Origin of the sequence: Marisediminitalea oceani (assembly GCF_003731635.1) — a bacterium.
GTDB classification, from domain to species: domain Bacteria; phylum Pseudomonadota; class Gammaproteobacteria; order Enterobacterales; family Alteromonadaceae; genus Alteromonas; species Alteromonas oceani.
The window spans coordinates 156,161-170,210 of sequence record NZ_RCUA01000078.1; the positions used below are offsets into that span (position 1 = coordinate 156,161).

The following is a 14,050-nucleotide window of genomic DNA, read 5'->3' on the forward strand; positions in this document are numbered from 1 at the left end:
GCATGCCGATTAAGCGTCAGACCATTCGCGACCACACGGCAGAGGCAAATCTGTTTGCCCGCCGGGCAGTGATTGCCGGGTTGGTGGTATTTGCCCTGCTGGCAATGGTTGTGAGTAACCTCTACTTTTTGCAGGTAGAGCACTTTGAGGATTACCAGACCCGCTCAAACGGCAATCGGATTAAAGTATTGCCCATTGCCCCTAATCGCGGACTCGTCTACGATCGTAACGGCGTGTTACTGGCAGAAAACCGGCCGGTATACAGCCTCGAAATTATCCCCGAGAAAGTTGATAACCTCGAGCATACCCTGATATTTTTGCAGGCGCTGATGGGGATCACCGATGATGAGGTGGAAGATTTCAAACAGTCCCTGCGCGGACAGCGCCGTTTTAAGCCTGTAGCGCTTCGCACCCGGCTAACGGAAGAAGAAGTGGCTCGCTTTGCCAGCCGCAGCCACCGTTTTCCCGGCGTTTCCATCGAGGCGCGCCTGGCCCGTTACTATCCGTACAAAGAAACCCTCACCCATGCTCTTGGCTACGTGTCTAAAATTAATAAAAAGGACCTGCAAAAAATCCAGGAAGCCGGTGAGGAGGCCAACTACGCGGCCACCTACGACATTGGCAAACTCGGTATTGAAAAATATCACGAAGACATTCTCCACGGCGAAGTCGGTTATCAGCAGGTAGAAGTAAATAGTCAGGGCCGGATTATTCGCACCCTTGATGTGCAGCCTCCCACACCGGGTCGCGATATTGTTCTGAATATTGATATTCGCCTGCAGCAGGCTGCGCAGGAAGCGCTCAAGGATCAGCGCGGCACCATCATTATTTCCTCCGCACATACCGGCGGTATCCTGGCGATGTATTCTAACCCCGGTTACGACCCCAATTTATTTGTTCATGGGATCAGCAGTAAAAATTACTCGGCATTACTTAATTCGCCAGACCGGCCGTTAATTAATCGCGCTACGCAAGGGCAATACCCACCGGCTTCAACGGTTAAGCCGCTACTGGGATTACTGGGTCTGGAAACCGATACGGTAACGCCCGAATACTCGATTACCGATACCGGACAGTACCGCCTGCCCAATGTCTCCCATGTGTGGCGCGACTGGCGTAAATGGGGCCACGGTGAGGTAAACCTGACACGCGCGGTGGAGGTGTCCTGCGATACCTATTTTTATGATCTGGCCTACGAAATGGGTATTGATAGCATCAGTGATTATATGTCGGAGTTCGGCTTTGGTGACTATACCGGTATCGACCTATACGAAGAAAGCGACGCCAATATGCCCAGTCGTGGCTGGAAACGCGCGCGCTTTAATCAGCCCTGGTACATCGGCGATACCATTGCAGTAGGCATAGGCCAGGGATACTGGACAACGACTCCCATCCAGCTGGTTCATGCCACCAATGCGCTGGTTAATTACGGTGCCCGGTTTGTGCCGCAGATCCTGCAGGGCTATCGCGAGGCCGACGGCACCATGCAACCTGAGCCGCTTAAATTTCTGCGCCCCATCGATATTGTTAACCGCGAGAACTGGGATGTGATCCAGGACGCTATGTATCAGGTGGTCAACGGCGAAGTTGGCGGTGCTCGCTTTGCCTTTGCCGATACCCCGTATATTTCAGCCGGTAAAACCGGTACCGCCCAGTTATTCTCGGTCGCTCAGGGCGAGGAATATGAAGAAGAAAAAGTCGACGAGCGCCTGCGTGACAACGCTATGTATATTGGCTACGCACCTTACGATAAACCGGAGATCACCGTTGCAGTGGTGCTGGAAAACGCCGGTGGCGGTAGTAAAAATGCAGCACCAATGGCGCGACTGATGATGGACGCCTATTTTAAACTTTATCAGCCGGAACTCTTCGCCGCCGGGCAACAGACCAACGGAGAGTTATCCCAGTGAAGCGCAGCACGTTAAGAGAAAATCACATCAGCTTTTGGGATCGGATCCACATCGACCTGCCGTTACTGCTAGGTCTGCTGGTACTAATGGGAGTGGGTCTGGTAACCATCTACTCCGCGGGTGGCCAGGACATGGCGCTGATTGAACGCCAGGTTGTGCGCCTCGGTATTGCCATTGGCGTAATGGTTGTGCTCGCTCAGGTACCGCCCATGGCGTTCAGGCGCTTAAGCATTTACGCATACGGTGCCGGTATACTGATGCTGATAGCGGTGCTGGTATTTGGTGACATCGGTAAAGGCGCGCAGCGCTGGCTTGACCTTGGATTTATTCGCTTTCAGCCGTCCGAGGCGATGAAACTGGCGGTTCCCATGATGGTGGCCTGGTATATCAGTAAATTCACACTGCCACCACGGCTGCCGCAAATTATAATTGGTTTTATGCTGGTGGTGATCCCCACTATCCTAATTGCCAAACAGCCTGATCTCGGCACCTCCCTGCTGATTGCCAGCTCCGGTGTATTTGCTATTTTTCTGGCCGGCATGAGCTGGCGACTGATCACGATAGTGGCCGGGCTCGGCGGAGCGTTTCTGCCAATTATGTGGTTCTTCCTGATGCAGGATTATCAGAAGCAGCGGGTGATCACCTTTGTGAACCCGGAGAGTGATCCGCTGGGTGCCGGCTATCACATTATCCAGTCTAAAATTGCCATCGGCTCTGGCGGGCTTGAGGGCAAAGGCTGGTTACAGGGCACTCAGTCACAGCTGGAGTTCTTACCCGAGCGCCACACCGATTTTATTTTTGCCGTGTTCAGTGAAGAGTTTGGCCTGACCGGCGTGTTACTGTTACTGGCTATTTACCTGTTTATTATTGTCCGCGGCCTGATGCTGGCGGTACGTGCCCAGAACGCTTACAGCAAATTACTGGCCGGCAGTATTACACTAACCTTCTTTGTATACGTGTTTGTGAATATGGGCATGGTTTCGGGAATTTTGCCGGTGGTTGGGGTACCTTTACCGCTGGTAAGTTACGGCGGCACATCAATGGTGACTTTATTAGCCGGATTTGGCATGCTTATGGGCATCGGCACACAAAAACGATTATTGTCGCGCTAATGACCCGGTATACACTCTTACTCAGCCTTACTGCAACCCTGTTGCTGAGCGCCTGTCAGGCGCCGTCACGCTATTCTCAGACCACCGATTCTGCTCCGGATTTTGTTTATCCTGAGCCGCCCATGGAAGATGCGGAGCCTAAGTATGAACCCTACCGGGAACAAAACAGCCTACCCTATGAGGTGCTCGGCAAATACTATCGTCCGCTGAAAACCGGCAGAGGCTATATTGCCATGGGGAATGCCTCGTGGTATGGGCAAAAATTTCATGGCCACCTCACCTCTAACGGTGAAGTGTATGACATGTTCGGTATGACAGCTGCACATAAAACCCTGCCACTGCCCTCCTACGTAAGAGTAACTAACCTTGATAACCAGCAACAGGCGATTGTGCGGGTAAATGACCGTGGCCCGTTTCACTCTGAACGGATCATCGACTTATCTTACGCGGCAGCCAAAAAACTGGGCTTTCATCAGCATGGCACCACCCGGGTAAAGCTTGAGGTTATCCACGTCGACAGTGACGATATGGTCACCGTTGGCAATGAACCACCGGTGCCTTACGCGCTTTATGCTGGCGAATTACCTGCCGAAGACGATCTGCAAACTGCCAGTCAGACTGTCGCAGAAACAAGCCCGGATCCACTGGCCACCGAACAAAGTGACAGTGCTGGCCTGAATGAGATAGCCGGCAGTCAGGGATATTACATCCAGGTGGCTGCGTTATCTGATGCCGAGCGCGCTAAAAAGCTGTCTGACGGGTTATCGTCGCTGTATCAGGTCCCTGCCGAGTTTCCCCTCATTGATGATATTTACCGGCTGCGACTGGGGCCACTGACCGACCGCTTTAAGCTCAATATGTTACTCGATGAGCTCAAACAAAATGGCTACCCGGGGGCATATAAAGTAGCGGCGAGTCTGCAGTAATAAAAATCGCAGAAAATATCCCGCAGCCACATTGAAATTAAACTTTTTGCCCCGACTCTAGTCCAAGCCTACGGCATACGTTAAAATGCTGTCGATACAACAGATTTTCGCTTTCAACTCAAACGGTAAAACCATGCATAATAAAATAAAGCGCGCTAAACCGTCTTTCCTGTCTGCCTTGCTACTAAGCATTACCCTGTTACTCAGTGCTTACTGGCAAACTGCCAGAGCTGCGGTCGTTATTCCACCGCCACCTACCGTTGCCGCTGCCGGCTTCGTGTTACTTGATTATGAAACCGGCACCAGTATTGCCGAACAAAACGCCGACATGCAGCTGGCGCCTGCCAGTCTGACCAAAATCATGACGGTTTACGTGATTGGTAAAGAGTTGCAGGCCGGTAACATTTCGTTAGATGACGAAGTGAAAATTTCTGAAAATGCCTGGGCGAAGAATTTCCCGGATTCTTCGAAGATGTTTATCGAAGTAGGTACTACCGTTACCGTACACGACCTGTTACGCGGTATTATTGTACAATCTGGTAACGACGCCTGTGTGGCCATGGCCGAACACATTGCCGGTTCTGAAAGTGCGTTTGCCAGCATGATGAATGCCCATGCTGCCAACCTGGGAATGAATGCCAGTAATTTTGTTAACTCTCATGGCCTGCACGACCCGGATCACTACACCTCGCCACGTGACATGGCAACGCTGTCGCGCGCGCTCGTAAAAGAGACGCCGGACATGTACAAAATCTACAGTGAAAAAGAATTCACTTACAACGGCATCAAGCAGTATAACCGCAACAGCCTGCTGTGGGATCAAAGCCTTAACGTAGACGGCATTAAAACCGGCCATACCTCGGATGCCGGGTACTCGCTGATTACCTCTGCTACCCAGGGTGATATGCGCCTGGTATCGGTAGTAATGGGCACAGACAGCGAACGAGCACGTAAAGTAGAGAATAAAAAGCTACTGCGCTATGGCTTCCGTTTTTACGAAACTGTTACCCCTTACAAAGCCGGTGACAGCTTTGTTTCGCACCGTATTTACATGGGTGATCGGGATACCGTGGATTTAGGTATTAACCAGTCTACGCCAATTACCATTCCCCGTGGTCAGGTGGCTAACCTGGAAGCGAACTTTGAACTGGATAAAAGTCTGGAAGCACCGCTGGCTAAAGGCGAAGTGGTTGGCACCCTGTATATCCAGTTAGAAGGGGAAGACGTAGCGCAGTACCCGTTAGTAACCTTACAGGAAGTTAAGGAAGGTGGCCTTTTCGACCGGCTGCTTGATTATGTAACTTTACAGTTAGGTCTGAATGATTAATACCAGATAATCGCCTGGAACCTACATGCGTCTGGTGGTGTACGGCACGAATTGGTAGAATTCGTGCCGTGCTATTTTGAGAGGTAAGCAAAAGTGACTAAATTAGACACTCGGTTTGACGAACTGCTGGACTTCCCCACGGTTCAAACCTTTAAAGTGATGGGCATCGCCCACGAAGATTTACCGTTACATGTGGTATCCTGCCTGCAGGAACATGCACCGGGCGACTATGCGCCCGCGGTAAAGCCAAGCGCTAAAGGGAATTACCACTCTGTATCGGTTGCCGTAACGGTAACCAGCAAAGAACATATGGAATTAATTTACACCGAACTGGCCAAAATCGAATTAGTGAGAGTTGTACTTTAAGTGACAGACGCCGTTAATAAGGACGATCAGGATAAGGTGATTGTCAGGCAGTTAGGCAAGCGAACTTATGAGCCGGTCTGGCAGGCCATGCAAACCTTCACTGATCAGCGTACCGCTGAAGACGCCGACGAAATATGGCTGGTTGAACACGAGCCGGTGTTTACCCAGGGTCAGGCCGGTAAAGCTGAACACATTCTGATGCCCGGTGATATCCCGGTAGTGCAGGTTGACCGTGGCGGACAGGTCACCTATCACGGACCAGGCCAGTTAGTTATCTATCTGATGCTCAATGTCAGACGCCGTAAAATGGGCGTTCGCGAGCTGGTAAGCGCGATGGAAGACGCAGTAATAGCCACGTTGGCAGACCGCAACATTACCGCTAATGCCCGGCCCGATGCACCTGGCGTATACGTTAATGGTGAGAAAATATGTTCTCTGGGCTTGCGCATCCGTAAAGGCTGCTCTTTTCATGGTCTGGCGCTCAACGTTAATATGGACCTGACGCCTTTTGAGCGAATCAATCCCTGCGGCTACCAGGGTATGGCCATGACAGACTGCGCCCGTCTAGGCGGGCCGGATAACATTCAAGAAGCGACAGAGCTGATGCTAGGCCATTTACAGGCCAAACTCGCTCTGCCCAATTTGCAAACAATAGAAGGCTTTAATGAGTAACGTAAAGGCAAAAGCCGGAGTAAAACTCCGCGATGATGAAAAGGTCAGGCACATTCCGGTTACCATCGTTCCGACTGAGAAAGAGGAAATGCTCCGTAAGCCGGAATGGATCAAAATAAAGCTGCCTCGCACTACTGACCGGATTGATCACATTAAACAGACCCTGCGCAAAAATAATCTGCACTCGGTCTGTGAAGAAGCAAGCTGCCCTAACCTGGCGGAATGTTTCAACCATGGTACCGCCACGTTTATGATTCTGGGGGATATCTGTACCCGCCGTTGCCCGTTCTGTGATGTTGCCCATGGTAAACCGCTGCCACCAAGCGCCGAAGAGCCGCTTAAACTGGCCACCACCATTAAAGAAATGGCGCTGAAATACGTGGTGATCACCTCGGTAGACCGCGATGACTTGCGTGATGGCGGTGCTCAGCACTTTGTGGATTGTATTAAAGCTATTCGTGAACACAGCCCGGCGACCAAGATTGAAGTGCTGGTTCCGGACTTCCGTGGCCGTATGGACCGTGCGCTGGAGATCTTTAAAGATGCGCCACCGGATGTGTTTAACCATAACCTGGAAACCATTCCGCGTCTGTATCGCGAATGTCGACCAGGTGCCAATTACCAGTGGTCGCTCGACTTACTCAAAAAATTCAAGGCTCAACACCCCGACGTGCCAACCAAATCTGGCTTGATGATGGGCATGGGTGAGAGTCAGGAAGAAATTGCTGAGGTTCTTAAAGACCTGCGTGCGCACGATGTGGAGATGCTGACACTGGGTCAGTACCTGCAGCCGAGCCGTCACCACTTCCCGGTAAAACGCTATGTACACCCGGATGAATTTAATGCGCTTGGCGATACCGCTAAGGCGTTAGGCTTTACCCATGCCGCGTGTGGCCCAATGGTACGTTCGAGTTACCATGCCGACCGTCAGGCGGCCGGAGAAGAGGTTAAGTAGCCTCTTCTTTACTGCCCTGCTCCATCGGGTATTTAACGGCCTGGCGGCGTCCGGCTTTTTTCGCTTTGTACATAGCGAGGTCGGCGCCGCTGATAAGCGAGTCCAGTTGTTTACCTACCTGATTGGTATCGCACACCCCAAAACTGGCACTGAGCTGCAAACCATCCAGTTTCACTTTAGTATCAATACCGGCCAGCCAGCTTTGAATGTCATTACAGTAGGCCAATGCCTGCTCGACATCCTTACCCTTTAAACACAGTACAAATTCTTCGCCGCCGACTCGCGCACAACTGACCGTGTTCTCTGCCAGGCGCGCAATGAGGATATTGCCAACTTCAGTTAGCACCCAATCGCCGGCCTGATGACCATAGTTATCGTTAATCCACTTCAGGTTATCCAGATCAAACATGATCAGGCTGAGCGGCTCTTCAGTGTCATTGCTGCGCAGTGCCTGTTGCGTGACCTGCATAAATTCACGCCGGTTATCGAGCCCGGTGAGCGAATCCTTTGAGGCGAGTCTGGCCAGTAGTTGCTGCTGACTTTGCAACTTACGAATACTGAAAACCGTGATAAACACCAGCGAAGCTGCCAGCGCAATGAGTAAATAAGTGCCGATAACGTTTTGTTCAGCCCGGGCAAGCTGATTAGCCAGCAATGCCTGTTTACTGGATAGCAGGCGAAGATCCTCATCTGCCTGGCGCAGCGTCGCCTGGGCATTATTCACCGCCAGCTGTTTGGTAGCTGCCAGGCGGTTTTGACTACTCTTACTGTCGATGGCGATTTGCTGCCAGTAGTAGGCCTGCTGGTAATCGTTCTGTTGTCTACGGATATTCGCTTTTAGCGCAGCTGCGGTGACCAGCCCTTCTGAATAGTCTGCCATCTCCGGCCGTGCCAGTATTGGGTCTATTTTAGCTTCGGCTTTATCGTATTGGCCTAATGCATAGAGAGCCTGTGCTTCAATGTTTTTAAGCACAACCCAATAGTAAAAATAGTTGAGTGCTTTAACGGCCTGTTCATGACGCCTGACTGCAGCTAAAACGGCCTCATGCTGCCCGGAATCGAGTAAATACCGCGTCCAGTTCAAAAAGGGCTCAATGGTATAAAGTGTTTTTGGCAATGACAGACAAGCAGCTTCCAGCGTTGCCAGCCAGCGAGGCGTAATTGCATTAACATCAAGCCCTTTCTGAGCTCTAAATTCCTGCCCAATATAACGGCATCGCATCACGCCACTCACCTGTGCTAGTTCAGAGCCAGTAACCCGTTCAAGTAACTGCAGCGCTTCGTCGTACATCTGCAGGTTGATATAGTAATTCACCACACTAATGTTCGCTGTATACCAGGTATTGTTCCGCGGCAATTGGCCTAACAGTGCCTTTAGTTCGACAGAAAGCAGCAAACCCTCTGACCATTCCCGATAACCATAGTAAATACTGAGTAATGTAGCTCTGGCGCGTAAGCCAAGCTCATCAGCCGGGTGTCTGCGACTTATAGGCTCTATAATGCTAACTGCGCCGTCAGAATCACTGGCTATTGCAGCATGAAATCCGAACAGATAATCTCGGTAATCCTGCTCATCCGGCGTTAAAGACTGGTTGTTTAGTGCCTGTAAAATCTGCCGTGACCTGGCGGGATCGCTGACTCGCAGCGTGTCGGCTTGCGCCAACAACTGTGCTGGGGTTTCTGTTGCGCTGACCGGCAACGAAAGCATTACTATCAGCAATCCAATGACACCGGATAGCTGCCATAACGGCCCGGGAATTACTCGCAATACCAAATAACTTGCCTTAACTTCAGACAGACGGACTTATTAATCATTGCACGGACAATTAAGGATAAATCCCCGCGCAGTTTACGATGCTTGCCAGGCACGCTCGCAGGGGTAAATATAGCAGTAAATGTAAAGAATTAACCTACCAATGTTGACGAGTATTCGTAAACCCGGTTGCGACCATAATGTTTGGACTGATAGAGTGCTAAATCGGCTGCAGCATAAAGGTTTTCAAGCTTATAACCTGCCTGAGAGGAATTACTTACGCCGGCACTCACGGTTAACTTAAATTGATACTCACTCATGGTTGACTGAATGTTCTCAATCGCCACCCGGCAACGTTCGGCAATGTGCATAATTTCGCCCTCCAGCTTACCGGTAATCACCGCACCGAACTCCTCGCCGCCTAACCTGCCCACAATGTTATCGTCGCCAACACTTTCTTTAATGGCTTTAGCGGTTTGAATTAATGCCCAGTCTCCGACCTGGTGGCCATAGGTGTCATTAATATTTTTAAAATGGTCAAGGTCGAGCAGGATCAAACCAACCAGGCTGCCGTTTTTCTGCGCCTGAGTTAACCTTTCGGTCAGACAATCGGTAAAGTGTCCACGATTAGCAATCTGGGTAAGCGCGTCAGTTTGTGCAAACATCTTTAATTTTGACTGCACTTTACGGCTGCGGTACGACCAGAATAACAACGATGACAACAGAATCGATACCAACGCCAGTGCCAGTAATGAATTTTCCAAACGCTCGTTAATAAGCATAGATTCGGCTTTTAGCAATTCATTCTGTTTATCCAGTAACTCTATTTCACTTTGTTTGGCATCAATGTCAAAACGTGCCTGCTGGATAGCAATTTCATCCGCCAGTTGCCGTTCGTACATATTCTGTTCCAGTTGCTGGCGGGTTGTCAGATACTGGTAGGCCTGTTGGTAATTGCCATTGCGTTCGGCCAGTTGCCGTTTTATGTCATAGGTGTCAATGAGCGGCTGCGGGAAATCTTCCTTAAATTCCACTGCCATGACTTTATCGGCGTAAACATTAGCATTGTCATACTCCTCATTGGCCCAGTAAACCATTGCAAATAAGCTGTAAATTTCGATCAACTGCCCGCTGGCAGGAAAGTTTTCGGCTTTCATCAACGTGGTCGTTAGCACGGTCTGCGCTTCATCCAGACGGTTCTGTTGTAACAACCACTTGGCTTTCCAAATGTTGATATTGACTATGGTGTAATTCTGACCGGCATTATTACAAACCCGGTCTGCCTCAGTGAACTCAGCAAGGTTAAGTGAATCGAGTTGCAATTTGGACTTGGTTGAAATAACCACCAAGTGCAAACCGCAGCGAATACGTGGCACTAAGGTTTCACTGGAGAATGCTCTTTCAGCAAAGTGCAAGGCGGTTTCGGGTTGGCCAATATTCAGGTGAAAGTGTGCGAGGTTCAGATAGGCATCCGGCTTGTAGGTGGAATCCGGGATTTCCTGCAACAGGGCCAACAACTCCTCAACCCGTTGTAAGCCACTTTTCCAGTCGCGCTTTACGCCAAGTAAATTAATCAGCGAGCCCAGCACGCGGATCCGTAACTCCGGCTGCACCGATTCTTCCAGCAGGCTATCGTAACGGGCGATAATATCGGTGAGTTCACTATCTACGGTTAGGATTAAACATTGCAGATAGCGGTAGTAGTGCACTTCATCAGTATCCAGAGCCGACACCGGAATACTCGCCAGTTCGGCTTTCGCCGTTTGGTGATCGGAGAGGCGAACACTATCGATATGCCGCAGCTTATCAATATGCTCTGAACTCAATACAGGCCAACTCACGCACAGAAGAAAACCGAACCAAAAAAAACGTCGCATCTGTACCGTTCTTACCTTACTGTTATTGGAAAATCAGTTTAAGCGTTTTTAGCTGGCTCTTCGGATGGCACGTTATCGTCATCATCCGGGTCGGTCGGCTCATTAATAGAAAGCGTAGGGTTGTTTTTTTCCTGCGCTAAGGTGGCTAACAACTGCTCCACTTCGGTGCGCTCTGCTGGCGATAGATCATTGATATTCAGGCTCGGGTCGGCACCTAATTTTTCTAACAGAGAGATTGCACCCATATTTTGCTCCTTATTATAAGCCTTCTGCTTTAGCTGTATTTTTATCATGTGACGGCGGATAAATCGACTTTAATCGTGTGACAATTTCATCATTCGGGATTAACCGTCGCCCGGGCGGGATCACCAGCGTCGATATTAAAGATATATCCGCCTCAGGCAGTCCATCCAGGCGTTGCCAGATGATCCGCGGTTGCTGAGTGGGCAGAAAAGGCGACTCATATATCGCCACCTGATGTGAAGGCGCATAATACTTAAACAGCATATCCACCAATACCTGTCTTTCCGGCGCGCCGGTCAGACGCGGCGTGAGAGATAAGTCGCCTGCATGACCCAACTGCCACAATATAACATAGGCACTGGGATCGAGCTGGCGTTGATAAAACATAAATTGACTTGCCTCAAACTGCTGGCAACCATAAGCCCCGGGGTCGATGCCCATATCAGCATACAAGCAGGCGTCGGCTGAAATCCCCGGCTCCATCCACGCCTGATAACCTTCATCAATAGCCTGTTGAATAGCACGGTGAGGCACCTGAGCAAACACTCCCGGGTGACCATAAAAAACACCAACGACTTTTTTCTTGTTACGGACTTCTTTGAGCAAGGTGTCCTGCATCTGGCGGTAGGTATTGCGACGATCTTTATTGTCGGCATACAAATGCTGTAACGAATGGGTACAGGGATTGAGCGTCGCCAGCCATTTCTCAATAACCGGATGACAACTGGTAAACACCACATCGGCCTGCTGGATATGATTTTTACAACGCTCTGTCATATGTGCTCCGAGTATCATGCCGGGCCCGACACACACCAAAGATCCGTTATTATTCATCCTCTCCCCTGCTATTACTGCAAAAATTGTGTTTATTATCAGTTAACTTTTCACCATTGTGAACTCATCAATTGACTAATAGCGACATTAAGCATTTAGCCAACCACCAATCCCTTGTTACAATCACGCCAATAACAGTACTTTATGGTAAAACCATGCGTAAACAGATTTACATCGCCTATACCGGCGGTACTATCGGAATGCGGCCTTCATCCCAGGGCTACGTGCCTGCGGCTGGCTTCCTGGCCAAAACTCTGGCCTCGATGCCGGAATTTCATCGCCCGGAGATGCCGCAGTTCACGCTACGTGAATATGACGAGCTGATGGACTCATCAGACATGAGCCCGGCCGACTGGCAATTTATCGCCGATGATATCGCAGCGAATTATCACAAGTTTGATGGCTTTATCATCCTTCACGGCACCGACACCATGGCGTATACCGCTTCAGCACTAAGCTTTATGCTGCAGGGACTGAGTAAACCGGTGATTGTAACCGGCTCGCAAATTCCGCTGGCGGAACTGCGCTCTGATGGTCAGGTGAATTTATTAAATGCACTGTACATTGCCGCCAATTATCCTATCGCTGAAGTCAGCCTGTTTTTTAATAACAAGCTGTTTCGCGGTAACCGCAGCCGCAAGGTTGATGCGGATGGCTTCGATGCTTTCGACTCTCCCAACTTCCCGCCTCTGCTTGAAGCGGGTATTAATATCCGGGTTAAAGCTGGCAAAATTGCCGAGCCTGACAACACCGAACTGAAGGTAAGCAAGGTAACCGCCCAACCAATTGGTTTAGTGAGTCTGTATCCGGGGATCTCGCCTATGGTGATTGAGAATACCTTGCAACAGCCGGTCAATGCGCTCATTTTACTTAGCTATGGCGTGGGTAACGCCCCCCAGAACAAACAACTGCTAACCCAGCTGGAAACCGCTGCGACCAGAGAAATTGTGGTAGTTAACTGCACCCAGTGCTTTAAAGGCCGGGTTAATATGGGTGGTTATAAAACCGGGCACGGCCTCTCTCAGGCTGGGGTAGTTTCCGGTTTTGACATGACGCCGGAGGCCACGTTAGCAAAATTACATTACCTGCTCAGCCAGTCACTGTCATTCGACGAGCTTAAAGGCCAGCTTGGCCAGAGCTTGCAGGGTGAACTGAGTAATTAACAGGAACACACAAACATGCAGTATTCAGGAACTCTCAGAAAAATGCGCGTCAGCACCGATGCCGATCATGTTGCTCACTACGAATTGCCGGTAGGTGACGATTCAGTGGCCATGAATCCGCTGATCGGCAAGTCGGTCAGCATAGTGCACACGGGCAACATTTATTGCACCCATTGCCAGCGCAAAACCAAAAAAAGTTTTAATCAGGGCTATTGTTATCCCTGCGTGATCTCACTGGCTCAGTGCGATACCTGTATCATCAAACCAGAAAAGTGCCACTACCACGAAGGCACCTGCCGCGAGCCCGAGTGGGGAGAAGAAAACTGTTTTTCCGACCACTTTGTTTATCTGGCCAATACCGGTAACCTGAAAGTGGGTATTACCCGCCACGTCACCGACGGCATATCCAGCCGCTGGATCGATCAGGGTGCCAGCCAGGCAACCGTTATGCTCAGAGTGCCCGACCGGCTCACCAGCGGCAAGGTTGAACAATTATGTACGCAGTATATTGGTGATAAAACCAACTGGCGGACCATGCTGAAGGGGCAACCAGACCAACAGGATCTGATTGCTCTGAAACATCAGATGCTCGAAAAACTGGCCGATGATTTAGCTCAGATAACCGCCGATAAAGGGATTCAGGCAGTAACTACAGTGGATGATGTAAGCCATGAAATCGGCTATCCGGTTGAGGACTACCCGGTTAAGATTAAATCCATAAACCTGGATAAAACCCCGGAATTCAGCGGCGTATTAACCGGCATCAAAGGCCAGTACTGGATGCTCGATGGTGACCGGGTGATTAATATTCGTAAATATGCAGGCTACGAGGTGGAATTCAGCGCCAGTTAATCATACCAATCCGCATAGAAGTTTGCCCACTCAGCAAGACTGTCAGGCTTTCTGGCTAGG

Annotated in this window: 13 protein-coding genes; 9 read left to right on the plus strand and 4 right to left on the minus strand. The window is 50.2% G+C overall.

The features are described 5' to 3' along the window. Positions 1-2: 2 nt before the first annotated feature. The 7 genes from mrdA (at position 3) to lipA (ending at position 7,268) form a co-directional block, all read left to right on the plus strand. Positions 3-1,910 (plus strand): penicillin-binding protein 2, encoded by a 1,908-nt coding sequence (mrdA, locus tag D9T21_RS20075; protein ID WP_123326959.1) that lies wholly within the window; start codon positions 3-5, stop codon positions 1,908-1,910. Then, on the plus strand, positions 1,907-3,022 hold the full coding sequence (rodA, locus tag D9T21_RS20080; RefSeq protein WP_123326960.1) for a rod shape-determining protein RodA: 1,116 nt from the start codon (positions 1,907-1,909) through the stop codon (positions 3,020-3,022). The genes mrdA and rodA overlap by 4 nt, the downstream gene beginning before the upstream one ends. Then, on the plus strand, positions 3,022-3,948 hold the full coding sequence (locus D9T21_RS20085; RefSeq protein ID WP_123326961.1) for a septal ring lytic transglycosylase RlpA family protein: 927 nt from the start codon (positions 3,022-3,024) through the stop codon (positions 3,946-3,948). The genes rodA and D9T21_RS20085 overlap by 1 nt, the downstream gene beginning before the upstream one ends. 133 nt (positions 3,949-4,081) lie before the next feature. Then, positions 4,082-5,275: a D-alanyl-D-alanine carboxypeptidase family protein gene (locus D9T21_RS20090; RefSeq protein WP_123326984.1), complete on the plus strand. Its 1,194-nt coding sequence runs from the start codon at positions 4,082-4,084 to the stop codon at positions 5,273-5,275. Between the two features lie 93 nt (positions 5,276-5,368). Then, entirely contained in the window at positions 5,369-5,641 is a 273-nt protein-coding gene (ybeD, locus tag D9T21_RS20095; protein ID WP_123326962.1) for a DUF493 family protein YbeD, read from the plus strand. 87 nt (positions 5,642-5,728) lie between these two features. Further along, positions 5,729-6,313: a lipoyl(octanoyl) transferase LipB gene (gene lipB / locus D9T21_RS20100; protein ID WP_241155773.1), complete on the plus strand. Its 585-nt coding sequence runs from the start codon at positions 5,729-5,731 to the stop codon at positions 6,311-6,313. Then, entirely contained in the window at positions 6,306-7,268 is a 963-nt protein-coding gene (gene lipA, locus D9T21_RS20105) for a lipoyl synthase (RefSeq protein ID WP_105936800.1), read from the plus strand. Before lipB ends, lipA begins: the two co-directional genes overlap by 8 nt. Here lipA and D9T21_RS20110 read toward each other — a convergent pair. From D9T21_RS20110 to D9T21_RS20125, 4 genes are all read right to left on the minus strand, one after another. Next, positions 7,261-9,042 (minus strand): GGDEF domain-containing protein, encoded by a 1,782-nt coding sequence (locus tag D9T21_RS20110; RefSeq protein ID WP_164464775.1) that lies wholly within the window; start codon positions 9,040-9,042, stop codon positions 7,261-7,263. The two genes, lipA and D9T21_RS20110, sit on opposite strands and share 8 nt — an antisense overlap. Before the next feature lie 131 nt (positions 9,043-9,173). Continuing rightward, positions 9,174-10,847 carry a GGDEF domain-containing protein gene (locus D9T21_RS20115; RefSeq protein ID WP_164464776.1) on the minus strand — a complete coding sequence of 558 codons (1,674 nt, stop codon included), beginning with the start codon at positions 10,845-10,847 and terminating at the stop codon, positions 9,174-9,176. An 89-nt stretch (positions 10,848-10,936) separates the two neighbouring features. Further along, positions 10,937-11,143 (minus strand): hypothetical protein, encoded by a 207-nt coding sequence (locus tag D9T21_RS20120; protein WP_123326966.1) that lies wholly within the window; start codon positions 11,141-11,143, stop codon positions 10,937-10,939. 13 nt (positions 11,144-11,156) lie between these two features. After that, complete coding sequence (locus tag D9T21_RS20125; RefSeq protein ID WP_123326967.1) at positions 11,157-11,975, minus strand: SAM-dependent methyltransferase; 819 nt, start codon at positions 11,973-11,975, stop codon at positions 11,157-11,159. Positions 11,976-12,130: 155 nt separating this feature from the next. Here D9T21_RS20125 and ansA point away from each other — a divergent pair, with 155 nt between their 5' ends. Together ansA and D9T21_RS20135 are read left to right on the plus strand one after the other, a co-directional pair. Further along, entirely contained in the window at positions 12,131-13,138 is a 1,008-nt protein-coding gene (gene ansA / locus D9T21_RS20130; protein WP_123326968.1) for an asparaginase, read from the plus strand. A gap of 15 nt (positions 13,139-13,153) precedes the next feature. Further along, complete coding sequence (locus D9T21_RS20135) at positions 13,154-13,990, plus strand: DUF2797 domain-containing protein (protein WP_241155769.1); 837 nt, start codon at positions 13,154-13,156, stop codon at positions 13,988-13,990. Positions 13,991-14,050 lie beyond the last annotated feature (60 nt).